Genomic DNA, 25,201 nt, shown 5'->3' with positions numbered 1-25,201 from the left:
CCACAAAGACGCTAAGAGCGCGAAGAAAGTCAAAAGCTTCAACGCAGAGGCGCGGAGAAAAAATTATCCCCTCCCCCAGCGGGGGAGGGCTAGGGTGGGGGAACGGTTTTGGGCAGCGTCCCGAATTCCCCCCTCCCAACCTCCCCCCGCTGGGGGGAGGGGTGCAAGTAAATATTATCCGTTGAAGCTTTTGACTTTCTTCGTGTTCTTCGCGTCTTAGTGACACATAAAAAATATGCCTAAGATGAAACAACTCGAAGACTTCCGTGAAGAAATCGAACAGTGCGTCAAATGCGGCGCCTGCCGTGCCCACTGCCCGGTGTTCGGCGCGGAGAAGCATGAAGGGCGGGTGGCGCGCGGCAAGGTGGCGCTGGCCGGGGCGGTGCTCGACGGCGAGATCGACCTTGAGGAGAAAGTGCTCGAGGACATGAGCCAGTGCCTGTTGTGCGGCAGCTGCGGTGCCCAGTGCCCCAACAAGGTGCCCACCGATGAGATCGTTGCGGCGGCGCGTCGCCGCATCGCCGAGCAGAAAGGCCTGTCGAGTTTCGGCAAGGGCGTGGCCGCGGTGCTGGGGCGCCCCAAGCTGATGGATCTTCTGGCCAAGACCGGCGGCAAGTTCTCCTCGCTGCTGTTCAAGAAGCTGCCGGAGGACAGCGGCCTGCGCCTGCGCTTTCCGGCACCCTTTCTGGAGAGCGACCGCACCCTGCCGCCCATTGCCGGCAAACCTTTTCGCGACCGGGTGCCGGAGGTGATCGAAGGGCGCGAAGGTGAACCGACGGTCGCTTTTTTCACCGGCTGCGGCATCAACTACATGTACCCCGCCATCGGCGAGGCGCTGCTGGCGGCGCTGAAATTTGTCGGCGTTACGGTGATTATCCCCAAGGATCAGGGCTGTTGCGGCCTGCCGGCGGTGAGTGCCGGGGCGCAGGAGACGGTGGAGAAGCTGGCCGAACTCAACCGCATCGCTCTCACCCGGCGGCCGGTGGATTACGTGGTGACCGCCTGCGCCTCCTGCAACGCCGGCATCGGCAAAATTTACGCGGATTTCGGCGGAGAGTATCTGCCGCTGTCGGAACGCATCGCGGATATTTTCGTTTTCCTGGCGCGTCACGGATTGCCGGAAAAACTTGCGGCTTTGCCCAGAGCAGCGAAGAGAAAGAAAGTTACCTACCACGATCCCTGCCACCTGCGCACCCAGGGGATCACCCGCGAGCCGCGCGAAATTCTCAAGGCGCTGCCGCAGGTGGACTTTGTGGAGATGGAGGAAGCCGGTACCTGCTGCGGGCTGGGCGGCACCTATTCGGTGTATCACTACGACACCAGCAAAAAAATCGGCGCGCGCAAGGCAGGCTATATCGGGGCCAGCGGCGCGGAGCTGGTGGCCACCGACTGCCCGGGCTGCATCATGCAGCTGCAGGACAGCATCAACCACGCCGGCGGCAAGGCGCGTGTGGTGCATGTGCTTGAACTGCTGATGGAGGCGCTGCCGGATCTATCCAAAGGCGATAAAAGCGAATAACGATTCCGGTCAAGGAGTGCCAATGGCGATGGGTGCGAAGATTATTTCAGCAATTCTCTGGTGTGTGGTCTTTTCTGTTTCCGCGCTGCCTGTCTCCGCGAAGGCCGCCGAGGTCGCGCCTCAACTGCGGGCGGTGCTGGCGCGATCGGTGCCGGATGAGAAGATCCCGGTTATAGCCACGCTGTCCCGTAGCGAAGAGCTCGTCGCCCAGGCGCGCGGCTTCGGAAGAAAGCATCGGGATTCTCTGGTGCGTGAGCTGAAAGAGCGCTCGCAGCGGGGACGGGCGGAGTTGGAGGGTTTTCTGCGGAAGTACGGCATCGAAGACGCCACGGAACTCTGGTTGATCAATGGGATCGCATTGCAAGCCGATCCGAAAACGCTGGCCGCGCTCAGCGAGCATCCGGCAGTGGATACGCTTTACTTCGATGAAACACGGCAATTGAGTCCTGAGCCGCGTCTTTCTTTTCCTGTTCACGGCTGGAATATTTCGCAGGTGGGTGCCTACGAATTATGGGACATGGGGCACAGCGGCGCAGGGGCGGTGGTGGCCGTGCTTGATTCGGGTGTCGATCTGGAGCATCCGGATCTTGGCTCCCGTTGGCGCGGCCCTGCCGACGTCGGCTGGTTTGATCCTTACGATGACTCACCTGAGCCCTTTGATCAGATTATCCAGGCGGATCCGGAAAGCCCTGACTCCCAACTGGGCCACGGGACTGCGGTTACCGGGATCATTGTGGCCGGGGACGAATTCGGTCTTCCTCTCGGGATGGCGCCTGATTCCAAATGGATTGCAGCGCGGATTTTCGGGCCGGACAACACAAGCAGCTCTTCCAAGATCATCAAAGCCCTGGAGTGGACTCTTGACCCCAACGAGGATGGCAATACGGCAGATGCGGCGGATATCGTCAACAATTCCTGGGGAATTGTTGTTGAAGATGATCAAAATGGTATTGAACCAGAGCGGTGCATCGAGACATATCGGAGGGCGATTCAGGGGCTTAAAACTGCCGGCGTTGCGGTGGTGGCGGCAGCGGGAAACAGCGGCCCTGATCCTTTCACCAGCGAAAGTCCCGGCAACTACCCTGAAGTGCTGGCGGTTGGCGCCACCGATGATGAAAAGCGTGTGACCGATTTCAGCGCTCGCGGTCCTTCGGCCTGTGACGACGGCGTTTATCCGCAGCTGGTGGCACCCGGAACTATGATTATGACGACCAATGCCACTGCGGTATCAAACTATGTGACCGTTGCCGGCACCTCTTTTTCCGCCGCGCACCTCAGCGGCGCCCTGGCTCTTCTGCGCGGCGCCTTTCCCGATGTCGACATGGCCGCAATCGAAGATGCTCTGCTGGTGTCCGCCGTTGATCTTGGTGTTTCGGAGCCCGATAACAGCTATGGGCATGGCCTGATCGATGTGCCCGCGGCCTACGATCATCTGCTGACGCCGGTGCTGGCGGCGCCAACCAATGGCGCCATGGTCGACGGGCCGGAGGTGACGCTGCGCTGGGAGCAGCTGCATGATTCCCGCGGCTATCCGCTGAGCGCCCAGGTGCGCATCGCGACCGATGACGATTTCAGCGAGGCGACCAATGTGACAGCGTCTGCAGCCTCTTCGACCTCCCTGTTGTGGGCGGGAGCTGCAGGGTTGTTTCTCTGTTCCCCCTTGTCACGTCGCCGGACGCGCAGCGGGCGTATCGTCCGGACTCTTTTGATTGTTATCGCGTTGGGGTTCGGTATGCCGGCCTGTGGTGGTGGAGGAGGAGGAGGAGGGGGGGGGAGGTGACGGGGATGTCATTGAAGGGCAAACGCCATCTCAGTTCGTGACGAGATCGGTGACATTGGGCGAGTTGGAACCGGGCATAACCTACTTCTGGAAGGTTGAAGTGGAAAGGCCCGATGGACAGGTTGTTGAGAGCGCCGTGCGGTCGTTTACTGTGCGTCCCTGAAACTTTTACCCGGGAAAAAACTTCCCCCCTCCCAACCTCCCCCCGCTGGGGGGAGGAGCTCTGAATTCCCCCCTCCCAACCTCCCCCCGCTGGGGGGAGGAGCTCTGAATTTCCCCCAGCGGGGGAGGGTCGGGGTGGGGGAGCTTGAGAGCTGCGACTTATTCCACCTGTATCTCCCGCGCTTGTGAGCGGTCCATCGGTGCTACAGCCAAGTTCGATACCTCATCCCCCTGGCGCACCTCCACCGTCAGCTCCGAGCGGTCACGCCCTTTGCCGTAAGCGGCCACCAGTGCGCAGGCGGTCTGCAGGTCGTCCGCTTCGGGGCGGCCGCTGACCAGGCCGAGGGGGCCGGCGACGCCGCGCGCGCGGACCAGGGCATGGCCGGGGCGCAGCAGGTCCTGGATGGCGTCATTGTCGCTTTCATTGCGGCCCAGGGTCAGCTTGGCGCGCGGTGACAGCCGGAACTGGCGCCCCACTTTGAGCAGCTCCACATCATTGGGCGTGCATTCGGGGTGGTGGGTCAGCAGGTCGCGCAGGCGGCCGGTAAACGATTTTTCCGTCAGCAGGCAGCCGCCGCCGGACGACGGGTAATCTTCGAGCCCCCATTCCTTTGCCAGCGCCTCCTGTCTTTTGCGCGAGCGCCCCTGGATATCGAGCAACTGCTCGCGGTCGACCAGGCCCTGTTCCTCCATGGGAGTGATGGGCAGCAGCCGGGCCGAGAGCGGCCGTAGAATCCGGTCGGGACAGCCGGCGTGTTTGGCGACCGCCTTGAGGGCGTTGGCATTCTGGCTCATGGGGCGCTGGCCGAGCACTTCCCCCGAAAAAAGAAAATCGAAACCCTCGGCATCCATAATTTCTGCGGCGAGGCGAAACATCAGGGCGTGGCAGTCGATGCAGGGGTTGAGGTTCTTGCCGTAGCCGTAGCGCGGGTTTTTCAGCATTTCAAGATGAATTTCGCTGATATCCTGAATTTTCAGGGGGATGTCCATCTGCTGTGCGGCTTTCCGGGCGCGACCGGCCCCGAAAAAGGGGGTGACGAAAGCGATGCAGGTGACTTCAACGCCCTGGCGCTTGAGGGCCATGGCGGCGAGGCTGCTGTCGAGACCGCCGGACAGAAGTCCGAGTGCCTTGCTCATGATATTTCCTCCGGATTGTCCTGTCATTTAGTGTAAGCGCGGAAGACTAGCACATGCGTACGGGCCTGAGCAAGTTTGGCGAGGTTGAAGCTTGACAGTGGGATGAAAATCGTTGAATATTAAGTTTATTTTATTTTCACGATCAGCCCGCTATTCAGGAGGCCGTCATGGCCAAAATCGATGCCCTTTTTAAACTGATGAAACAGCAGGGAGCGAGCGATCTGCACATCTCTTCCGGCGCTCCGCCCCTTCTGCGCCTGCACGGCGAAATGCAGCAGCTCAACTATCCGCCGCTGAGTCATGACCAGGCGAAGGTGCTGCTGTTTGAAATACTGACCGCCGAGCAGCGCAAGCAGTTCGAGGAGACCCGCGACCTCGATTTTGCTTACCCTCTTGAGGGCATCGCCCGCTTTCGCGGCAATATCCTCGACACCCATCGCGGCATCGCCGGCGTGTTCCGTATCATCCCCGACAAGATTCTCTCCGCCGACGACCTTGACCTCCCTGAAGGAATCCGCAAGCTGACCCGCCTGAAAAAGGGGCTGGTGCTGGTCACCGGCCCTACCGGCAGCGGCAAGTCCACCACCCTGGCGGCGATGATCGACCTGATCAATACGACGCGGCGCGAGCATATCCTGACCCTGGAAGATCCCCTGGAATTCGTGCATGAAAACAAGATGTCGCTGCTCAACCAGCGGCAGATCGGTCAGCACACCCAGTCGTTCGCATCGGCGCTCAAGGCTGCGCTGCGTGAAGATCCTGACGTTATTCTGGTCGGGGAGATGCGCGATCTGGAGACCATCTCTCTGGCGATGACGGCGGCGGAGACGGGTCACCTGGTGTTCGGCACCCTGCACACCAACTCGGCGGCCAAAACCATCGACCGCATCATTGACGCCTTTCCCAAGGACGCCCAGGAGCAGATCCGCACCATGCTGGGGGAGAGCCTCAAGGGGGTGATCTGCCAGCAGCTGCTGAAGACCGCCGACGGCAAGGGGCGCATCGCGGCGCACGAGATCCTGGTGGGCAATGCGGCGGTGAGCAACCTGATCCGCGAGGGCAAGACCTTCCAGATTCCCTCCATCATGCAGACAGCGCGCGGCGAGGGGATGCAGCTCATGGACCATCGGCTGATGGAGTTGCTCAAGCAGGAGAAGGTGACGGTCGAGGAGGCCTACCGCTGCGCGGTGGAGAAGCGCACTTTCGAACCGATGCTGCAGAAAAAGGCGGAATCGCCGCGGTCGTAACAGGGGTTTCGCGGTAGTCGGCGGACGTGCTATAAGTGGGGTTATTCAGCGTTGGTGGCCGGGGGTTGCACTCACCCTCGCCCAGGGACGCATGAACCCATCCCTGGGGCTTGATTGTCGCCGTCCTGGCGACAAACACCCTTGGCGAGGGCGAGTGCAACCCCCTGATCCTGGGCTGTTGGCTTGCCATTTAGCAGTTGCACAGCATGGGAGCTACGACCCCATCAAGGTGAATGCTCTCCCCCCTGTATTTTTGCGATCTCTTGGAACAGGAAATTCAGCGTGCGCGATACTTTCGGCCGTCAAATCGATTATCTCCGCCTCTCCATCACCGACCGCTGCAATCTGCGTTGCCGCTACTGCATGCCCGATGCCGGGGTGCCGGATCTCAGCCATCACGACATTCTGTCTTATGAAGAAATGCTGCGTGTTGCGCGGGTGGCGGTCGATATGGGCGTTCGCAAAATCCGTGTGACGGGGGGCGAGCCCCTGGTACGCAAGGGGGTGATCGATTTTATCGCCCGCCTGAGTGCCTTGCCGGGGCGCCCTGAAATCACTCTCACCACCAACGGCCTGCTGCTGGCGGATTATGCCTGCGATCTCAAAGCGGCCGGCCTCTCCCGCGTCAATGTCAGTCTCGACACCCTGCGGCCGGAGCGCTTTCTTGCCATAACCCGGCGTGAAGGTCTGGAGCCTGTGCTGGCCGGGCTTGAGGCGGCCCAGCGCCATGGCCTGACGCCTCTCAAGATCAATATGGTGCCCATCGCCGGCGTTAATGCCGACGAGGTGGCCGACTTTGCCCGTCTGACGCTGAAGCATCCCTGGGATGTGCGGTTCATCGAGTTCATGCCGGTGGCGGGAGATCTGGACTACGGTGAGAAACAGCGCTTTGCGGCGGATCGGATCTTGGGCGCGCTGGCGGAGCAGGGAAAGCTGGAGCCGATCAGCGATTCACGGCCGGGTAGTGTGGCACGCCTCTACCGGTACGACGGAGGGCTGGGGCGCATCGGCGTGATTTCGGCGGTGTCGCGGCATTTCTGCGGCGAATGCAATCGCCTGCGCGTCACTGCGGATGGACGGGTGCGCCCCTGCCTCTTCTCGGTAGAGGAACTTGACCTGCGGACCGTATTACGCAGCAGCGATGACGACATTCACCTCAAAGCCGTGCTGGCTTCTGCCGTCGCGGCAAAGCCTGAAAAGCATCTTATCGGCGAGAGCGACTTCAAGCAGGGGCCACGCCACATGCACGGCATCGGCGGCTGACCCCACCCCTCACCCCTCACCGCGCTTAGTGCGCTAAGCGCGCAGCGCCGCCGGAATCCGATCCTCACAGGGAATACGTACCTGGCACAGTCCGCATGGGGTCGCACCTGTCCCGTAGGTTTGCGTGGCATGCGGAGTGGTGACCTCGCGGATATATTGACGGCAGCGATCCTTGTCATGGCCATGTACGGTGGTGATGGCGTCGGCTGGGCAGCGCCGCACGCAGGCACCGCACTGCCCGCGCGCATGCCACAGGCACCAGGCCTGGTGATTGTCGCCATAGGGGCGCTCGCTGGCGGGCAGATCGATGCGGGCGACGACCGAACCGAAGCGGACAGCCTTGCCCCGGCGGGTGATCAGGCCGTCGCTGAGCCCGAAGGTGCCCAGCCCTGCGACAAATGCGGTATGGCGTTCGGACCAGTTGGAAGCGAGCCCCTGGCCGGGTGACTGCTGGTAGGCGAAATCGGGCAGGCGCTCGGGCGCCACGGCGGGAAATCCCGCCTTCGTCAGTTTCTCGGCCAGATGCAGCCGCAGCTCGCAGTTGAACTGCTCGCCGTAGAAGCGGGAGCGGGCCCAACGCTCCGCGGGGAGGGTCTGCTCTTTCCCTTCGTCGGCGCGGGTCTGTGCGGTCTGGGGCAGGACGTAGCTGATCACCCGCAGCTCCTGCGGCCGGATTGCGATATCCGGATGAGCCATGGCAAAGGCCTCCTCCGGGGTCCAGTAGAAGGGGCCGATCATCTCCTTGAAGCGGCGGAAAAAAGGGTCATCGCCCCGCGCAACGGCGACATGGGGGGTGGCCCAGGCTTTTTCGGGCTCTTTCAGATGAAGGTTGTTGCTCGGCGCGTTCTGCCAGAAGTCGTGCACGATCTTTTCGATCCATGAGATTTGCGGGTGTGACATGGCGTCCTTCCTCTATGATCGGTTGAGGTGGATGGCGTTTTCCTACTACCTTGGTCGGTTTTTTGGATCCTGTCAAGGCAGCGTCCCCGCAGCTCTTCCTTCCTTGCGTCACTTCACCAGCACCGTCCACAGAATCCCGGCACTGATCGCTGAGCCGATCACGCCGGCCACGTTGGGTGCCATGGCGTGCATCAGCAGATAGTTGCTCGGGTCGGCCTGGCGGCCGACGGTCTGCACCACGCGCGCCGAATCCGGAACGGCGGAGACCCCTGCCGCGCCGACCAGGGGATTGATTTTATCCGTGAGAAAGAGGTTGAGAAACTTAGCGAACAGGATGCCGCCTGAGGTGGCGACGCAGAAGGATAGCGCACCCAGACCGAAAATAAGGATTGATTGCGAGGTGAGAAAGTGATCGGCGCTGGTGCTGGCGCCCACGGAGAACCCGAGCAGGATGGTGACGATGTCGATCATGGCGTTGCGGGCGGTGTTGGCCAGGCGGTCGGTGACGGTGCACTCCTTGAGCAGGTTGCCGAAGAACAGCATGCCGATCAGGACCATGGAGCCCGGCGCGATCATGGCGCAGATCAGGAAGGCGGCGATGGGAAAGATGATACGCTCGCGCTTGCTGACGGTGCGCGGTGCTTTCATGTGGATGCGCCGTTCCTGTTCGGTCGTGAGCAGGCGCATGATGGGTGGCTGGATGACGGGGACCAGCGCCATGTAGCTGTAGGCGGCGATGGCGATGGAACCGAGCAGATGCGGAGCGAGTTTGGCACTGAGAAAGATGGCGGTGGGGCCGTCTGCGCCGCCGATGATGCCGATGGCGCCTGCTTCCGCGGGAGTAAACCCGAGATAGAGTGAACCGAGCAGAGTGAGGAAAATGCCGATCTGGGCGGCGGCGCCGAGCAGTACCAGCTTCGGATTGCTCAGCATGGTGGAGAAGTCGGTCATGGCGCCGATGCCGAGAAAGATCAGGGGCGGAAACAGCCCTTGACTGACGCCGAAATAGATATAGCTCAACACGCTGCCTTCGTCATAGACGCTCAGAGGCATTCCGGCGATGGAGGGGATGTTGCCGACGATCACGCCGAAGCCGATGGGGATCAGCAGCAGGGGCTCGTAATCCTTGGTGATCGCCAGGGTGATGAAGACAATGCCGATGATGATCATCAGCAGATGCCCCCAGGTCAGGGACATAAAGCCGGTATTCTGGAAAAAGTCGCTGAGCAGTTCCATGACGATCTCTCCCTTTGAAGAGAAGTGGCGATTTTGATTGACCCCGCTCCTGCACAAGACTTGCCGTAAAACGGGCCCGCGGGTGCACGGGACTAAACAGTTTGATGACTAAGGAGAAACCAGGACCAGCTCCTGCCCCTGGCTGACGGAATCACCCTCCTGCACGTTGACCGCGGTGACGGTGCCGCCGATGCGCGCATTGATTTCATTCTCCATCTTCATCGCTTCCATTTTGAGGAGCGGCTCGCCGGCCGCGACCGTATCACCGACCTTGACATAGACCGACAGGATGGAGCCGGGGATCGGAGCGGTCACCCGGCCCGGCTCGGAGGCTCCGGAGGCACCCGCAGATCTGGTTTGGGGTGGTGCGGGGGACGGAGCACGGGATGCGCGATTCTCAATCGTCCGGCTGTCCTCCGTATGGCTGAAGACCTCCGCCACCCGGTCTATGGTCACGGTGATCTCGCGTCCGTTGACATCGAAGGTCGCCTCTTCGGCGCCCAGGTCCAGAAGTTCGATACGGAACGATTTACCGTTCAGGGTCAGTTCGTATTTACGCATGGGGGCCTCCCTCGGACAGCGATCTCATACGACCGGCGGAATTCCAGATGGAACCCTGTCCCGGCCTGCGGCGGATGGTGATGCGTTGCCGATCGCCCCCCGCCCGCTCCATTTCAAGGTGCAGTACCAGTGTGAGCGCCGCGATGATCTCCTCGTCATCGGGCGGATCGGGCCCGGTTTCGCTCTTGTCTTTTGCCGTGGGGGCCGTCGGGGCCGATGCCGCGCCGCGCAGGCGGTCGAACAGGGCCAGCAGGTTCGGCAGGCGCGCGATAAACAGGCTGATGAGCGCCAGCCCGCTGAATACGACCAGCATGCCGGTCAGGGTGATGCCCAGCCCCTGCCCCTCAATGACATTGTCCCAACTCAGTTTCATGTTGTACTCCCTTGATCCGTAAAAACATCAGTTCTGCGGCTGATTGCAAAGGACAGGGTCACAGCGGGATGTTGCCGTGTTTTTTGCGGGGGTTGGCGTCCTGTTTGCCTTCGAGCATGTTCAGCGCCTTGCAGATGCGAAAACGGGTGCGCTGCGGCAGGATCACCGCATCGATGTAGCCGCGCCGCGCTGCCGCATAGGGGTTGGCGAAGGCTTCGGCGTACTCTTTTTCCTTCTCCGCCAGGATGTCCCTCCCCTGATCGGGGTTCTTGGCAATTTCCCGTGCATGCAGAATTTCCGCGGCTCCGCGCGCCCCCATAACGGCGATCTCGGCAGTGGGCCAGGCATAGTTGATGTCGCCGCGCAGGTGCTTGCTGCTCATGACGCAGTAGGCGCCGCCGTAGGCTTTGCGCAGGGTCACTGTCACCTTGGGGACGGTCGCTTCGGCGTAGGCGTAGAGCATTTTTGCGCCGTTGCGGATGATGCCGCCGTATTCCTGGGCGGTGCCGGGGAGAAAGCCGGGCACGTCGACAAAGGTCACCACCGGAATGTTGAAGGCGTCGCAGAAACGAACGAAACGCGCACCCTTGACGGAGGCGCTGTTGTCGAGGACTCCGGCCAGATGCTGGGGCTGGTTGGCGACGATGCCGACCGACCGGCCGTCATAGCGGGCGAAGCCGATGATGAGGTTGGGGGCGTAATCGGGCTGCAACTCGAGAAACCGACCGTCGTCGACCGTTTCGCCCACCACGTGCCGGACATCGTAGGGTTCGTTGCTGTTTTCCGGGACCAGCGCCGCAAGGGCTTCGCTCTCGCGCTCGGGCGGGTCTTCGCTCTCCACCCGCGGTGGCGGTTCCATATTGTTCTGCGGAATGTAGCTGAAAATTTCCCGCAGCTGCCCGATGGCTTCCATCTCGCCATCCGCCGCCAGGTGTGCGGTGCCGCTGCGGGAGGCGTGAACGTCGGCGCCGCCCAGCGTCTCTACGTCCACATCCTCGTGGGTCACTGCTTTGACCACCTTGGGACCGGTGAGAAACATATAGCTCTGGCCGCGCACCATAATGGTGAAATCGGTGAGGGCGGGGGAGTAGACGGCGCCGCCGGCGCAGGGTCCGAAAATGCCTGACAACTGCGGAACGACGCCCGACGCCATGACGTTGCGCAGGAAGATGTCGCTGTATCCCGCCAGACTCTCGATCCCTTCCTGGATGCGGGCGCCGCCGGAATCATTGAGCCCGATCAGCGGCGCACCGTTTTTGACGGCCATATCCATCACTTTGCAGATTTTCTCCGCAAAGGTTTCTGAAAGCGAGCCGCCGAACACGGTAAAATCCTGCGAGAAGACGTAAACCAGCCGTCCGTCGATGGTGCCGTATCCAGTGACCACCCCGTCTCCGGGGAATTGCTTCTCCTGCATCCCGAACTGATGGCAGCGGTGCGTCTTGAACATATCGAATTCTTCGAAGCTGCCTTCATCGAGCAGGTACTCCACGCGTTCGCGGGCCGTCATCAAGCCTTTGGCGTGTCGTTGCGCGATGCGCCTGCGTCCGCCTCCTTCAAGGGCCTGGCGGCGTTTTTCGAGCAGCTCGGTGATCTTATTTTCCATTTTCATGGTCTGCTTCCCCTGGATAATCAGCTCTTCAGCCGTTGTAGTAGATGGAATAGAGGGTTTCGCTGCCGAGCAGCGCATCGACCTGGGACTGCAGCTCCCGGCGGCGCGGATCTTCGACCCAGTCCTGCCAGTTTTCCAGCGCACGCCAGCTGCTGATCACCAGCCGCTCCTCGGGATCGTCGTAATTTATGAGGGTTTCGCCCGAGATGTAGCCGGGGCAGGTGTTGGCCAGAGCACGCATCTTCAGGAGCAGGGGACGCAGATCTTCTTCCTTTTCCCGGGGGACGCGGCGTACGATGATAATCTTGACGGCCATGGGCGGCTCCTCCTACCTGTTGTTGGAATAAAAACCAGGTTATATGTTTTTTTAATAAACCCATGTCAATACTTAACAGATCATTGCGGGAATTGCAAATGGAGAAATGCGTTTTCTGAGGCGGTGAATAGACGCGGTGATGAAGATGCGTGACTGCGAGGGGAAAAGGTTTCCAGTCGCGCAGTAAAAACTGTTATTATCAAGGATTGATGACGTCGCAAAAAGTCCGCCCTACGGCGTTACGGCGTTTTTTCAGGACCTCGACATACCTGATGTATGCCTTCGCCCCTGAAAAACCACCAAGCCTTGCAGGACGAAATTTTTGCTTAGCCATCTTCTGTTTTTGCGAGTGCTTCAAGGATTGTACGCTTAGAATATGCGAGCGAAAAACGTATGTGACGGGGGTTTCATGGCGAACCAGCAAAAGGACGAAGGCGGCCTGTTTAAAGGGATTTTCGCCAGTTATATGATTTTGGTCCTGCATGCCTTGCTGATGCTGCTGCTCGGCCTGCTTGTGGTTTTTTTCCGCGGCGTGGTGGAATACATGCTGTGGATTGTTCTCGGCGGACTGGCATTGATCGGCCTTTCGGGCTACTTTTTTTATCGGCGAGTTAAAAATCGCAGCGGGCAGCTCGGCACCATTCTCAACGATCCCGCTTTTCGCGACCGGCCGGTGGAGATCAGTTTTCTGGGTGGACTCGCATCGGTGCGACTCGGCAACCGCGGCCAGTGGGGTGAGGGGGCCACTGCGATCGAGGGCGGACAGGCTCCGCAGCTGGAGGATCCGGAAGCGGTGCGCCGTCGTGAGCTGGCGCGTCTGGTGCTGATGCTCGACAAAGATCTGATAACCCAGGAGGAATACGATAAGCTTAAAAGAGACCTGCTCAAGGACTGATGGCGTCGTAACAAAGAAGGTCACTGCTTCAGCGTGGGGTCGTCACTTCCATGACAAGGGGCACTTTTCGCCATCCCTGGCCGTTTGATTGGCGCCATCCCTGGCGCCAAACACCCTTGACATGGGAGTGACGACCCCGCGAGGTGAAGAGATCGAATAGGATCAACCTTTGAGCAGGATTTTCGTGAACCCAATTAAAAGGAGGTTGCCCCATGAGTGTTTTCCGCAGGTGGTATTGCCGTTGTTCGGGAGAACCCAGGGAGCTCAACTATGAACGGGTTCTCGAAGATGAAACTCTGGGCGAGCCGTTCTGCGACCGCTGCGGCGCCACGCCTTCCTCCGATCCCAAGCACACGATTACTTTCAAAGACGAAGAGGATTTTGAAGATTGAAAAAATGTGCGGCGCCGTTCCCCCGGTAGGAGACGGCGCCGTATTTTTTTACGGAAATCAATTGCTTTCTCTCTCCCCCTGATCCCGCCAAGGGGTCGGCGGTTCAATCTCGTCGCACAGAAGTGGGCGCGGTGTCTGATAAGGGGGCAACTGCAGCAGGGTGACATCTGTGGGGAGGCGCAGCTCGCGGTAAAGATCCTGCGGGTGCTTGAGGTGGGTCTTTGAGAAGTGCATCGGCAGGACATAGCGCGGGCGCAGTTTTTCGGCCAGACTTCGCACGTCGTCGGTGCAAAGGTGAAAGGATCTGCGGGCTTTGTCTTTGTGGTTGCGCAGATAGCTGCATTCGCAGATCAGCAGTCTCAGGTCGGCGAACAGCTCTTCGGCCTGTTTAAAGTTGGCGGCGGTGGCCCCGATATCGGTCAGGTAGCCGATGGAGGCGCACGGCGACTCTCTGCGGATTCTCCCATAGAGATCCTCACCTGTAAGGTTTTTTTCGCCGTCCCGGGTTTTTATTCGAATCGGGAGATAGAGCTTTTTTTCGTAATAGTTCTTTTTCAACTCCTGCAGCCAGTGTCCCGGGATCAGCCCAAGAGTTTCGAGCTCCTGTGGGTCGACCTGAAACCCCGGCTTTTCCGTGATGCGAAAGCCGAGCACGGGGATTTTGTGATCGAACAGGGCAGCTTCAACCTGCAGATGACCGTTGGCGTAAATCAGCGCGTCTCTGCGTTCTTCACGCCCGAGAAAAGTTCCCCGGTAGCCTTGTCGTCCGGAAAACAGGGTGCGGGCAAAGTGGGTCGGGTGAATTTCATGCACCCGCAGGTCCGACCAGAAATCCTCCGCCAGGTTCCAGTCGTATCCCCCCAGCTTGCGTTCCATGCGGGCGGCCAACCCCGGCGGGCCGTAGATATCGTACACGTGCCCCGAGACCATGCTGTGGCGCACGAAGGCGTCCATCCCCATGAAGTGATCCATGTGTGCATGGCTGATGAAAATGGCGTCGATCGATTTGATGGTGCGTTTGGCGAGGTGATGCAGCGGGCCGCAGTCGAACAGCAGGCTGCGCCCGGTGGTGCGGACCCGCACCAGCAGCAGGGGATCATCGAGCAGGCCGGCATGGAAAGTCGGCTCGATCTGTTTGAAAACTGAGGGGAGAATCATGCTCCAGCCTATGGCAGTGGTTGAAATCCCTCATAGTATGCAGCACAGACAGTCAGGGGACAAGGAACAGTCAGGGGACAAGGAGAGCAAAATGGGAAGCCACCAGATCACAATGGCCTGCACCGCCTGCGGGCAGTGTTTTTTCATCTGCCCGGTGGGCGCGGTTGTCGAACGGGAGCCGGCAGGGTATGACATTGATTCCGATGTCTGTATCGATTGCGGTCATTGCCGTGCCGTTTGTCCGCCCGGCGCAATTGAGGGCGTTTTATCCCCTTTCGATCAGAGTTGATCAGCTGTTTGCCGGAAGCCATAAAATGACAAGGAGGAAACAGAATGAAAACCGACCTCGATACTTTGTGCATCAACACCTTGCGCATGCTGGCGGTGGATATGATCGAGAAGGCGGGATCCGGACACCCGGGATTGCCGCTGGGAGCCGCGCCCATGGCGCATGTGTTGTGGAGCCGGTATCTGCGCTTCAATTCGAAGAACCCCGACTGGTGCGACCGCGATCGTTTCGTACTCTCCGCCGGGCACGGTTCCGCCCTCCTTTATGCGCTGCTGCATCTCAACGGCTATGATCTGAGCCTGGAAGAACTCAAGCGCTTCAGACAATGGGGCAGCGCCGCGCCCGGACACCCGGAGCGGGGTGTGACCCCGGGGGTAGAGGTGACCACCGGCCCCCTCGGGCAGGGTTTTGCCAACGGGGTCGGCCTGGCCATGGCGGAGCGGTTTCTGGCGGCACGCTTCAACCGCTGCAATCAGTGCGTGGTCGACCACTGGACTTATGTTCTGTGCAGTGACGGCGACCTGATGGAAGGGCTCTCCTATGAATCCGCTTCCCTTGCCGGCCATCTCAAACTCGGCAGGTTGATCTGCCTGTATGACGACAACGAAATTTCGCTGGCGGCCGGCACCCGGCTGACCTTCAGCGAGGATGTGCAGCGCCGCTTCGAGGCCTGTGGCTGGCAGGTGCTGCCGGTATCGGATGGCAACGATTTGGAGGAGATCGACCGGGCGATCCAGGCGGCCCGTGCGGATATGCTACGTCCGTCGCTGATCATGGTCCGCACCCAGATCGGCTACGGCAGCCCCGGGCGGCAGGGAACCCCCGATGCTCACGGCGCGCCGCTGGGGGCGGAGGAAACGGCGGCAACCAAGGACTTTTTCGGTTGGCCGCGCGAACCGGCTTTTTATCTCCCCGATGAAGCGCTGGCCTATCGTGAAGAGAGAATCGCAGCAGGCGCTGCGTTGGAACACCTGTGGAACGAGCGGATGACGGCCTGGAACGAGGCCTGTCCAGAAGTGCGCGAAGATTGGGGCCGATCCATGCGGAGCGAGTTGCCGCACGACTGGGATGCCGATATCCCGGTTTATGGCGCCGATGCCAAACCCCTGGCGACCCGTTCCGCCGGTGGGGAAGTGATGAACGCCATTGCGCGCAAGGTGAAAAATTTCATTGGCGGCTCGGCCGATCTCGATCCCTCGACCAAGACTGCCTTGAAAAAGGCGGGCAGTTTCCAGGGGCCGGGGGGTGATTTTGATTCCACCCCCGGAAAGGAAGCAGGGCCCTGCGACTACGGCGCCTCCAATATCGCCTTCGGCGTGCGTGAACATGCCATGGGGGCGATCCTCAACGGTCTGGCGGCGCACGGCGGTATCCGCCCCTTCGGCGCAACCTTTTTCGTCTTCTCCGATTATATGCGCCCGGCCATCCGGCTGGCGGCTCTCAGCGAACTAGAGGTGACCTATGTCCTGACTCATGATTCGGTGGCGGTCGGCGAGGACGGCCCGACCCACCAGCCGGTGGAGCATCTGGCCAGCTTCCGTGCCATGCCCAACCTGGTGGTGCTGCGCCCGGCCGACGCCAATGAAACCGCCGAAGCCTGGCGGGTGGCCATGACGCATCGGGGCGGCCCGGTGATGCTGGTGATGAGCCGCCAGAACCTGCCCGTCATCGACCGGCAGCAGTTTGCACCGGCCAGAGGTTTGAGGCATGGCGCCTACATCCTGGCGGAAGCGACCGATGAAAACCCGCAACTGATCCTGATTGCGACCGGCGCCGAGGTGCACGCGGCGCTCGAAGCTCGTGAGCGTCTTGAGTCGCAGGGGATCGCCACCCGCCTGGTCAGCATGCCGTCCTGGGAGCTTTTCGAAGCCCAGCCGGAGGACTACCGGGAGCAGATTCTGCCCGGCGCCGTTGAGGCCCGCCTGGCTGTCGAGGCCGGCTGCGGGCAGGGGTGGCACCGTTATGTGGGAGCGCACGGCGATGTCCTGTGTCTCGATCGCTTCGGGGCCAGCGCGCCGGGTGGAGAGTTGCTGCAGCGCTTCGGTTTCAGTGCCGACGAAATCGAGCGGCGCTCCCTGGCGCTGCTCGATGCTGGGCAGGGATGAGTGTGTCGCAACGGGTTTGCGACGTTGCAGCCCTTTGCAGTGCGACGTTTCTGTCACGTCGCAAAATAAATCGGGATTATTTGTCGTCCATATAAGTTTTTGAAAACTCTAGGATTGTTTCGGGGTGGAGATTATGGCACGCGCCTTGATATATGGATGGGTGAGATACGCCAGAGCACAAGGCTTACCGCCGCATGCGGCACAATCAACCCATAAAAACAAGGAGGAGTTGCCATGTTGACCAACAGCCTGTTTCGCGAACTGGAAAATCTGAGAAGGGAAATCGATGATGCGTTTCGCGGGGTGCGGCCGGCGGCCGGTTTGTTCAGCCCTGATTTCCTGCCGGGTCTGGGCCTGGCCAATTATCCGCAGGTCAATCTGCGTGAGGACGAGAATGCGTTTTATCTTGAGGCGTTGGTCCCCGGCGTCGAACCTGAGGATCTCGATCTCAGTGTCATGAACCGGACCCTGACCCTCTCCGGCGAGCGCCGTGAATCCGAGTACAAAGATGCCAGCTGCCATCGCAACGAACGCGGCAGCGGCCGCTTCCTGCGGACGATCGAGTTGCCGTCCGAGGTTGAAAATGAAGCGATCAAGGCCGAATATCGAAACGGGGTCCTGCGGGTGACTCTGCCCAAGGCAGAAAGCGCCAAACCCCGCAAGATTACGGTAAAAGCTTCGTAATAGAAGATTTCAGGAAAGATCCGTTGATGAAGGGAGGTCGTACCATGAGCGAAAGAAATCTCACCATCAGCCATGATGAAAACCGGACTCTGCGCCCTTATGAAGACAGCACAAGGACCGCGCGTCCCGCTGTAGATATCTTCGAAAACGAGGACGCATGGATTTTTCTGGCCGATATGCCCGGCGTAAACAAAGATCGTCTTGACGTCAACATCGATCAGGATGTGCTGACGCTGCGCGGCCGGGTCGAGGAAGAACCTCAGGGTGAAAAGCTGCTGCGCGAATTCACCACCGAGGCGTACATGCGGCAGTTCCAGCTCCCAGGCGACATTGACGCCGACAAGGCGGAAGCTTCCATGAAAAACGGCGTGCTGACCTTGAAGCTGCCCAAGAGTGAAGCCGCCAAACCGCGCCGCATTGAGATCACCACTCACTAATTGTGATCAATTGAACAAAAAAGGGCCGCTTGCTGCAGGATCGGGCAAGCGGCCTTTTTTGTGGCCGATGAGCAGAATGAGATTGTGATAGCTGTTTACGCTTCTGTGAAAAGGCTGAAAGAAGACGAGAATGAAATCTTGTCAACCCGCAAAAAATCTGGTAAAAATTAGATGGTTAAAAAAAACAAATTATATTTTAATCTAATAGCGACCAGTTTCAGGTCACCGGGGAGTAAAATGCATTGAAATAGGCCCGCAGGGTTCCGACATGTTTTTCGTCGTCGCGCGCCAGCATGCTGAAACGTTCTTTGAGCTTTTCATCCTTGAATTCGACCGCGGTGCCGACATGGACGCCGATGAATTCTTCTTCAAGCTCGATGGCCTTGAGCAGCGCATGCTTTTCCGTGGGCGGGTCGTTTTCGAGATCGCGCAGCAGGCTTTGCGCCTTGAGCAGCAGCAACTCCAGGCGGGATTTGCCGATTTTGACTCCGGCAAAACTTTCCGACTGCGGCAGCACGCGGGCGTAGCGCACCTGGTTGGCGTGGTCAGCTTCGTCCTTGGCAAGCTGAAGCATCAGTTCCTGAAGCTTCTCGTTGCCGCGCACGGCATGGGCCATGCGGCGGTAGATCAGGCACATGGTGCTTTCGATCTCAGAGCAGATATCAAAAAATTCCTGCATAAAGAGTTTCTCCATTTGGAAAGTTAAAATTAGACGTATTTTAGAAAGAAGGGCGGCAAAATGCAATGGAAAAGCATCTTTTGTCGGGCTTGCAGATGAAACCCGGAGGGATCTTGACTCTTCAAACGAGTTTGCCCGTTGATTTCTGCAGTCGTCGGTGTACGATGATGGGCCGGTCAGCGGCGCGTCCTTCCAATGACATTCCGGACATTCCGCCAGGCTGCAGAAACTTTCGGTTCCATTCTGTCGAGCGGACGGTTTTATGATAGGCAGTCCCTGGGAGATCGGGATATTTTGCGGCACCCTGCTGCTGGGGTTGGTGGCCGGCTGGGTCATGCACCGTTCCGACTTCTGCCTGGCTTCAGCTTTTCGCGACCTGTTTCTGTTTCGTTCAACCTTCATGCTGCGACAGATTGTCCTGACAGTGCTGGTCGGTCTGGTGCTGTTCGAAGCGCTGCGGCTATCCGCTCTGGTCGCCGAGATGCCCTTTCCTATGATGGGGCCGGCCAGTTGGACCCACCTGCTGGGCGGCGCTGTTTTTGGTTTCGGGATGGTTCTGGCCGGCGGCTGCGTCTTCGGAACCCTTTACAAGGCGGGAGCCGGCAGCGCAACCAGTTTGACGGCCATTGGCGGGATCGTATCGGGATGCATGATCTACGGGTGGATTCATCCCTGGTGGCAACCCCTGCGGGAACGCCTCACCTGGTCGACCTCCTGGGGTCTTCCCGGCGCTCTCGGCGTATCGGCGCTTCTGTTCAAAGCAGTCACTGCGGTTTTTCTGCTCGCCATGGTCCTTTACTGGTTTCAGCACGGTACCCTGCGCCGTGCAGCACATGCGCAGGGCTACCTGCAGCCCTGGCACGCCGCCTTGGCGCTGGGAACGATCGGTGCCTTGTCGGTACTGTTGGTCGGCATGCCCCTGGGGCTGACCACCGCCTATACAAAAGTCGGTGCATGGCTGGTGACGCTGGCAGCGCCCCATTCCGCCCAAGTGCCGGATTATTTCAGTACCATTGCTATGGATTTTCGTACCGTTCTGGGTGCGATGCCTTTGGCCGGGGGGCCCTCGCCACACTGGGACGGTATCTCCCTGGTGCAGTATCCTCTGATTCTGGGAGTTTTTATCGGTTCAGCGCTGTCGGCCGTGCGGCTGGGAGAGTGGCATTTTCGTTGGCGTCTGCCCTCGAATCAGTATCTTCTGGCCCTGGCGGGAGGAGTGATGATGGGACTGGCATCGCGCCTTGCGCCCGGCTGCAATGTCTGGCATGTTCTGGGAGGGTTGCCGATTCTGGCAATCGGCAGTATTCTGTTCACCTTGGGGCTTTTCCCGGGGGCCTGGCTGGGGGCGAGAGTCATCACTCGCCTGCTGGCCTGAGAGATCGTTTTTTCGTTCAGGACGGGGTTGGTCGGTCCTGATGAAAGAGAGGTTGTCGGTACTATGAGTCAGGAACTGCAATTCGACCTTCGCGGCCAGATCTGCCCCTCCACTCTTTTGACCGCACTGCGTGAAGTCAACCGTCATCGCAAGGATCTGCGCCGGGGGAGTCTAAGGCTGACCATCCATACGGACAACCGCGACTCTACCGCCACAATTCCCGAAGCGGTGCGCAATATGGGGTACCGGGTGACGGTGGAAAAAAAAGAAGGACACTACCTGCTTCATATCGACTTTCCTGTTGAAGACCAAGAGGCGGGCTTATGAGTTCAATTCTCTCACAACAAAAGGATGCAGTGCTCGTGGAGCAGGAACCGGAAAACGAAATGGAACGCCTGCGGCGTGAAAACGCCCATCTGCGAAAAGACAAGGCGCTGCTTTCCGATTACATCCGCAGCAAGACCAATCAGTTGTTGCGCGTCATGGGGACAGCTACCCTGCAACCTGAAGAACTCGATGATGCCACGCTGGTGGAGGTCGACCCTATCGGTATTGTGGCGGAATCCTTCCAGCAGGTGCTTGAACACCTGCGCGAGACCAACGAGGATCTTGACGAGGCGCGACAGAATCTGCAGGCCGTGTTCGACTCTGTCGGTGTTGGCATCATGGTGGTTGACGCCGATATGCACATCGTCTCCTTCAACCGCAAGATGCGTGAATGGTTTGACATCGACGACAGTGCAATAGGCAAATCCTGCCGAGGTGTGGTTTGTGATGGGGCTCAACCGCGGAACGGCTGCATCTTTCATGACGTGATGGTTTCGCGGCGCGGCGAAAGATGCGGCGATACCGTATTGGGGGACCGGCATTACCAGGCCATGGCAGCACCGATCAAAAATGCGCGGGGGGAAATCGACCGTGTCATTATCGTCTACGCAGATATAACCGACCGCAAGCGTATGGAGGATGTGCTGCGCGAGGCCCAGATCCGCATGCACTCGATTTTTGCCTCTGTTCAGGCGGGAATTATTCTGGTTGACTGCGAAAGCCGTGAAATCGTCCATGCCAATCCGGCCGCGGAGGACATCACCGGATATCGTCTCCACGATATGGTCGGGCACCCATGCCAGGGGTTCATCTGTCCGACCCCGAAGGGGCAGTGCCCGGTCCTCGACCTGGGAGAAACGGTTGAGCGAACCGAAACGGAGATACTCCGTGCGGATGATCGCAGTTTGCCTATTCTAAAGACCATTGTTCCCATCGATCTTGATGGCCGCCCCCATCTGCTTGAAACCTTTGTTGAAATTACTGAGCTCAAGCACATGGAAGAATCTCTGCGCCAGGCCCTGACCGAGGTGCAGTCCGGGCGGGAACGCATCGATGCCATCGTGCGTTCCATCGGCGATGGGGTGGTGGTGACAGACACTGAAGACAGGGTCGTCCTCATGAATCCGGCTGCGGAGGAATTTTTTAAAGTTTCGCTGGTGGGGAAAAACATTCATGATGCCGGATCTTTATTCGAAGATCAGCGCCTTTACCAGAACCTGGTGTCGGCGCTGACTTCAAGTGAAACTGAAGATTTTCACCGGACCTCTTCGGCGCGGGAAAAGTCGCGTGTGCTGCAGGGACGTTCTTCGGTGATTCGCGACCTTGGCGGGCGAGAGCGCGGGCATGTTCTGACCTTGCGTGACCTGACCCGCGAGCGCGAGGTGGAGCGGCTGAAGCGGGAGTTCGTCTCCAATGCCGGTCACGAATTGCAGACCCCTCTGACGGCGATCATTGGTTTTTCCGAGCTGCTGATCGGCCAGGAGGATCTGCCGGAAGAAACCCGCCAGGAGTGCCTGCGGTTTATCAACGAAAAAGGCGAAGAGCTCTCAGCGATTGTCGACAACCTGCTGGATATCAATCGCATCGCTTCGGGACGCAGGCTGCAACTTCACCCCGAAACATGCGACTTGCGCCAGTTGGTTTCCGAGGTGCTGGAACCCTTCCGCAGCAAATTCATCAAGCACGATTTTGTCCTGGATTTTCCGCCGGAATCCCTTCTTTATCGGGTGGATCCGCAGAAGCTGAAAAAGGTGCTCGAGGGCCTGCTCTCTAATGCCGTGAAATTTTCTCCGGAAGGGGGAAAGGTCCGCCTGCTCTGCAAGAGGTTGGGCGACGGGTTCGAATTGAGCATCTCGGACGAAGGAATCGGCATGGCGCCGGAGCAGGTCCAGCGGATGTTCGAAGTCTTCTATCGCGGTCATACGAGCAACCCGGCTTTCAGCGGCACCGGCCTGGGCCTGGCCATCGTCAAGGAAATGGTCGACGCTCACGGCGGAAAAATATGGGTCGACAGCCAGCCCGGGCAGGGGACGAGTTTTCATGTCAAAATTCCGCTGCTCGATAACTCCGATGCCTGGTCTCCTCCTTTCCGTGTTTGATCACTTCTTCTCTTTTCAACTATATCACCCAAAGTTATGAGAGTGACCCGGCAGGAGAGAGGAAATCGACTTCAAACCAGGAAACCTCCATTTTTCAGAACCCGATTTCCCGCCAGGCGCGCAGGGTCAGCGCCTCAAGGTTCAAAGCAGGCTCCACCTGGTGAAGCGTTCCATCGTCGGTTTGGAAAATCAGTTTCGATGATTGTTCCCCCTTGCTGAAAATCCATTTCAGCGGGAAGGCACGCCCCCTGGCGCGGTAGCCGTGACGGCGGCCTGCCGGGAGATCTCCGCCGCTGGACGTTCGCAGGACTGTGCTGGAAGCGACGCGCGCCTGAAGCCCCGTGTCGTAATCAAGCGCGTAAAGGCGACTGAAGTCGTTGCCTCCACAGGGTGCGCGGCTCGGAGTGTAGCTGGTGAAAAAGACCTTGCCCGCGATAACGATTGCCTGATTGAGCACCCGCTCCGATATCCCTTGCTGCGATCTGTCCAATTGAATCCACCAGCCGTGTTGCTGCAGGGCGGCTTCTGCTCTTTCCCCCAGGGATTCGATTGCCGCCCTGCTGTTGACGGTTGTGACATCCAGCAGGTCTGCAGCGGTTTGCGGTGTAAAAGGCGCTCCGTTGAATCTTTCTTCGGCAGGGCGGGCAAAGGGGTTCGGTTGTTCGATCAAGCAATAAAAGGCATGCGTTGTGTCGTCCTGGCGATCTTCCTCATGCAGGAAAAGACCGGTGCCGAAATAAATCCGCAGATTGCCGGCATGATCGGTAATCAGGGTCGGCGTCGCTGAAATGCCGCGGCCGCCGGTGTCAAAACGTTTGCCGGCGCGCCAGAGCCGCTGCTGCGGGTCAAAGTGGAATTTCCACAGAATTCCTTCGCTGTCGCCGGCGTAGGCCAGGTCAAGCAGACCGTCCTGGTTGCTGTCATAGGCGACGGGGTCGGTCATCGAATAATAGGCAGAGGAGGGCGAACGTGAATTGGTGGTGATCCGGGTGCTTCCCTCCGTTCCATCGAGCCACAGTGGCAGATTCTCCCCGCTTGCGATATCGAGTGCGGCGACAGCGCCCGGGGCAGAATCCTCACGGTAACCTGAGGTCATAAAAGCCACCCAGCGCCCGTCCGGCGCCAGTGGGCCGACCGCAGGGCGGGTGGAGGCACGGGCTTCGGGGAAAGGGGAGTTCTCCCACAGCGGCACAACCCGGTCGGAGTCGGGTCGCGTGATATCGAGGGCGAAGTAGAAATCTCCGCCCAGTCCGGCGCCTCCGATCAGGACGGTGCGCCAGCCGTCGCCATCCCCGCGGCTGTCATCGTCTCGGGCGGCATCCCATTGCGGATACCAGACATCGTGTACGACCGGACTCAGATCGAGGCGATAGCGGTGTTCCTCTTGAAGAATATCAGGGATCGCCGCCAGCAGTCGCCCTGGCAGGTAGGCCCAGACCTGGCTTCCTGCCGGGTGGGAGGCTGAGTCGGAAGCACGAACCGCATGCAGCATGCCGTCGTTGGCGGCAATATAGATCAGGGGCACTCTCTGCTGATAGCGATGCCTGAAAGAGTCGTAACCTAAGCGGGAGTGAAGCAGTGGCGGCGCTCCCACAAGTACCGGGTCGCTGTGGATGATGGTGCCCAGAGGAAGCCGGCCGAAGCTCTCCAGCAGTTCTGTCGCGGTCTGCGGGTCCGTCTGCCAGAGCGTCGCCAGTTGTCCCGCCACCAGGTTGTTGTCGGACAGATACGTCTTGCGGCCGGAGTCTTGCCGAACGGTGAAAATGCGGCGGGTGGTCAGATCTTGCGAAGCCAGCTTTTCCTGCGCGCTCCACAATGCAGAGAGGTTCTGCGGCACAGGGTCGGGCACAGGGAGAGGGAAGGCCTGAAGGTCTCCTTTTTTCTGACGGGGATCAAAAAAAGTGCGCAGCCAGATCCCATCTTCGGTCACAAGGGTTGATCCGGGGTGCAAGGGGGCACTCGGAGATCCGGTATGAGAAAAGTCGCCTTCACCGCAAGAGGTGAAAGTGCCGGATGGAGTGAAAACCCCAGCCATCGGGCGGTTTGGCTGCGAGGTCGATGGTGAAGCCGCACAGGCTGGACTCGGGAGCAGTAAAAAACTCAATAAACCCAGGAGTCCAGCGACCTTCAATAGACGTGGGAATTTTCGGATCATATCAGTACCCGGGCGCCGGAATCAGGCGGTGCAGCTGGACTTCGATCCCGGCCACCGCCTGGGCCGGCCCCATTCCCTTCGCCTGAATCCTGTAACGCAGCGCGCGAACGTTGTCACTGAAAAGGGGCGGGCGAGACATGCCGTCATAAACTATAGCGGCGCTGAAGAGCGGGCGGCCTTCTTCGGAAAGAACAGGCTCGGGCTCCTCTGCAAGTTCTGGGACAAAAGCCTGGTCCCAGGGATCTGTGACGGTGCGGCTGCCCAGGTCTTCCCGTGGTGCATCGGGATGTTCTGCAAGCCAGGCGGCAGCATGGCGCCAGCCATTTTCCGCCTGATAAAAAGCCTGGTTATGTGCTGCATTGTTGCGGGCTATGGCCAGTTCCACCAGCCCGCCAGAGACGGAGGCGAGCCCCAGAAGGGTCAGAGACGCCAGGATCATAATCGCCGTCAGCAACGCGGCACCTTTCTGGTTGAATATCTGAGAGGGTGGCGTTTGCATT

24 protein-coding genes are annotated in these 25,201 nt (G+C 59.6%); 13 read left to right on the top strand and 11 right to left on the bottom strand.

Annotated elements, in window-relative coordinates:
• Window positions 1–244 precede the first annotated feature (244 nt).
• The gene (locus tag GSUB_RS14485; protein WP_040201425.1) at window positions 245–1,519 is read left to right on the top strand and encodes a (Fe-S)-binding protein; all 1,275 of its coding nucleotides are present in this window, start codon (window positions 245–247) and stop codon (window positions 1,517–1,519) included.
• 28 nt (window positions 1,520–1,547) lie between these two features.
• Complete coding sequence (locus tag GSUB_RS14480) at window positions 1,548–3,299, top strand: S8 family peptidase (protein WP_158414098.1); 1,752 nt, start codon at window positions 1,548–1,550, stop codon at window positions 3,297–3,299.
• A gap of 321 nt (window positions 3,300–3,620) precedes the next feature.
• Here GSUB_RS14480 and GSUB_RS14475 read toward each other — a convergent pair whose 3' ends face one another.
• Window positions 3,621–4,598, bottom strand: coding sequence for a thiamine biosynthesis protein (locus GSUB_RS14475; RefSeq protein WP_040201423.1), 978 nt, complete (start codon window positions 4,596–4,598; stop codon window positions 3,621–3,623).
• Between the two features lie 167 nt (window positions 4,599–4,765).
• Between GSUB_RS14475 and GSUB_RS14470 the strand changes: the two genes are divergently transcribed.
• Window positions 4,766–5,845 carry a type IV pilus twitching motility protein PilT gene (locus GSUB_RS14470; protein WP_040201422.1) on the top strand — a complete coding sequence of 360 codons (1,080 nt, stop codon included), beginning with the start codon at window positions 4,766–4,768 and terminating at the stop codon, window positions 5,843–5,845.
• 282 nt (window positions 5,846–6,127) lie between these two features.
• Window positions 6,128–7,108, top strand: coding sequence for a GTP 3',8-cyclase MoaA (gene moaA, locus GSUB_RS14465; protein ID WP_040201420.1), 981 nt, complete (start codon window positions 6,128–6,130; stop codon window positions 7,106–7,108).
• A gap of 33 nt (window positions 7,109–7,141) precedes the next feature.
• Here the strand turns inward: moaA and GSUB_RS14460 are convergent, their stop codons facing one another.
• From GSUB_RS14460 to GSUB_RS14435, 6 genes are all read right to left on the bottom strand, one after another.
• A complete protein-coding gene (locus GSUB_RS14460) occupies window positions 7,142–8,008 on the bottom strand; it encodes a 4Fe-4S ferredoxin (RefSeq protein ID WP_040201419.1) in 867 nt (288 codons plus the stop codon).
• A gap of 108 nt (window positions 8,009–8,116) precedes the next feature.
• Window positions 8,117–9,244 (bottom strand): sodium ion-translocating decarboxylase subunit beta, encoded by a 1,128-nt coding sequence (locus GSUB_RS14455; RefSeq protein WP_040201418.1) that lies wholly within the window; start codon window positions 9,242–9,244, stop codon window positions 8,117–8,119.
• 108 nt (window positions 9,245–9,352) lie between these two features.
• Complete coding sequence (locus GSUB_RS14450; protein ID WP_040201417.1) at window positions 9,353–9,805, bottom strand: biotin/lipoyl-containing protein; 453 nt, start codon at window positions 9,803–9,805, stop codon at window positions 9,353–9,355.
• Window positions 9,798–10,178 carry an OadG family protein gene (locus GSUB_RS14445; RefSeq protein WP_040201416.1) on the bottom strand — a complete coding sequence of 127 codons (381 nt, stop codon included), beginning with the start codon at window positions 10,176–10,178 and terminating at the stop codon, window positions 9,798–9,800. Before GSUB_RS14445 ends, GSUB_RS14450 begins: the two co-directional genes overlap by 8 nt.
• Before the next feature lie 58 nt (window positions 10,179–10,236).
• Window positions 10,237–11,790, bottom strand: coding sequence for an acyl-CoA carboxylase subunit beta (locus GSUB_RS14440; protein WP_235269843.1), 1,554 nt, complete (start codon window positions 11,788–11,790; stop codon window positions 10,237–10,239).
• Between the two features lie 28 nt (window positions 11,791–11,818).
• Window positions 11,819–12,106 carry an antibiotic biosynthesis monooxygenase family protein gene (locus GSUB_RS14435; protein WP_040201415.1) on the bottom strand — a complete coding sequence of 96 codons (288 nt, stop codon included), beginning with the start codon at window positions 12,104–12,106 and terminating at the stop codon, window positions 11,819–11,821.
• A 409-nt stretch (window positions 12,107–12,515) separates the two neighbouring features.
• Between GSUB_RS14435 and GSUB_RS14430 the strand changes: the two genes are divergently transcribed.
• Both GSUB_RS14430 and GSUB_RS14425 read left to right on the top strand, forming a co-directional pair.
• Complete coding sequence (locus GSUB_RS14430; RefSeq protein WP_040201414.1) at window positions 12,516–13,001, top strand: SHOCT domain-containing protein; 486 nt, start codon at window positions 12,516–12,518, stop codon at window positions 12,999–13,001.
• A gap of 212 nt (window positions 13,002–13,213) precedes the next feature.
• Window positions 13,214–13,393 (top strand): hypothetical protein, encoded by a 180-nt coding sequence (locus tag GSUB_RS14425; RefSeq protein WP_040201413.1) that lies wholly within the window; start codon window positions 13,214–13,216, stop codon window positions 13,391–13,393.
• 57 nt (window positions 13,394–13,450) lie between these two features.
• Here GSUB_RS14425 and GSUB_RS14420 read toward each other — a convergent pair whose 3' ends face one another.
• Window positions 13,451–14,551 (bottom strand): ribonuclease Z, encoded by a 1,101-nt coding sequence (locus tag GSUB_RS14420; protein ID WP_052464970.1) that lies wholly within the window; start codon window positions 14,549–14,551, stop codon window positions 13,451–13,453.
• On the opposite strand from GSUB_RS14420, the gene GSUB_RS14415 reads away from it, so the two are divergent.
• The 4 genes from GSUB_RS14415 (at window position 14,550) to GSUB_RS14400 (ending at window position 18,066) form a co-directional block, all read left to right on the top strand.
• Window positions 14,550–14,840: a DUF362 domain-containing protein gene (locus tag GSUB_RS14415; RefSeq protein ID WP_235269842.1), complete on the top strand. Its 291-nt coding sequence runs from the start codon at window positions 14,550–14,552 to the stop codon at window positions 14,838–14,840. The two genes, GSUB_RS14420 and GSUB_RS14415, sit on opposite strands and share 2 nt — an antisense overlap.
• Before the next feature lie 44 nt (window positions 14,841–14,884).
• Window positions 14,885–16,945 carry a transketolase gene (gene tkt, locus GSUB_RS14410; protein ID WP_040201411.1) on the top strand — a complete coding sequence of 687 codons (2,061 nt, stop codon included), beginning with the start codon at window positions 14,885–14,887 and terminating at the stop codon, window positions 16,943–16,945.
• A 234-nt stretch (window positions 16,946–17,179) separates the two neighbouring features.
• Window positions 17,180–17,629, top strand: coding sequence for an Hsp20/alpha crystallin family protein (locus tag GSUB_RS14405; RefSeq protein WP_040201409.1), 450 nt, complete (start codon window positions 17,180–17,182; stop codon window positions 17,627–17,629).
• Window positions 17,630–17,673: 44 nt separating this feature from the next.
• Complete coding sequence (locus GSUB_RS14400) at window positions 17,674–18,066, top strand: Hsp20/alpha crystallin family protein (RefSeq protein WP_040201408.1); 393 nt, start codon at window positions 17,674–17,676, stop codon at window positions 18,064–18,066.
• A gap of 217 nt (window positions 18,067–18,283) precedes the next feature.
• On the opposite strand, the gene GSUB_RS19425 is transcribed toward GSUB_RS14400, so the two are convergent.
• The gene (locus tag GSUB_RS19425) at window positions 18,284–18,745 is read right to left on the bottom strand and encodes a ferritin family protein (protein ID WP_040201407.1); all 462 of its coding nucleotides are present in this window, start codon (window positions 18,743–18,745) and stop codon (window positions 18,284–18,286) included.
• 262 nt (window positions 18,746–19,007) lie between these two features.
• Here GSUB_RS19425 and GSUB_RS14390 point away from each other — a divergent pair, with 262 nt between their 5' ends.
• The 3 genes from GSUB_RS14390 to GSUB_RS18235 all read left to right on the top strand — a co-directional run bounded on the left by GSUB_RS14390 (window position 19,008) and on the right by GSUB_RS18235 (window position 22,546).
• On the top strand, window positions 19,008–20,120 hold the full coding sequence (locus GSUB_RS14390) for a YeeE/YedE family protein (RefSeq protein ID WP_040201406.1): 1,113 nt from the start codon (window positions 19,008–19,010) through the stop codon (window positions 20,118–20,120).
• A 63-nt stretch (window positions 20,121–20,183) separates the two neighbouring features.
• A complete protein-coding gene (locus GSUB_RS14385) occupies window positions 20,184–20,447 on the top strand; it encodes a sulfurtransferase TusA family protein (protein WP_040201404.1) in 264 nt (87 codons plus the stop codon).
• Entirely contained in the window at window positions 20,444–22,546 is a 2,103-nt protein-coding gene (locus GSUB_RS18235; protein ID WP_052464969.1) for a sensor histidine kinase, read from the top strand. Before GSUB_RS14385 ends, GSUB_RS18235 begins: the two co-directional genes overlap by 4 nt.
• Window positions 22,547–22,640: 94 nt before the next feature.
• Here GSUB_RS18235 and GSUB_RS14375 read toward each other — a convergent pair whose 3' ends face one another.
• Together GSUB_RS14375 and GSUB_RS14370 are read right to left on the bottom strand one after the other, a co-directional pair.
• Window positions 22,641–24,476 (bottom strand): pilus assembly protein, encoded by a 1,836-nt coding sequence (locus GSUB_RS14375; RefSeq protein WP_040201403.1) that lies wholly within the window; start codon window positions 24,474–24,476, stop codon window positions 22,641–22,643.
• Between the two features lie 226 nt (window positions 24,477–24,702).
• On the bottom strand, window positions 24,703–25,200 hold the full coding sequence (locus tag GSUB_RS14370; RefSeq protein WP_040201402.1) for a pilus assembly PilX family protein: 498 nt from the start codon (window positions 25,198–25,200) through the stop codon (window positions 24,703–24,705).
• Window position 25,201: the final 1 nt, after the last annotated feature.

Origin of the sequence: Geoalkalibacter subterraneus (assembly GCF_000827125.1) — a bacterium.
Taxonomy (GTDB): domain Bacteria; phylum Desulfobacterota; class Desulfuromonadia; order Desulfuromonadales; family Geoalkalibacteraceae; genus Geoalkalibacter_A; species Geoalkalibacter_A subterraneus.
The sequence above is the reverse complement of the archived record's forward strand: the minus strand, read 5'-3'. Positions and strand labels throughout refer to the sequence as shown.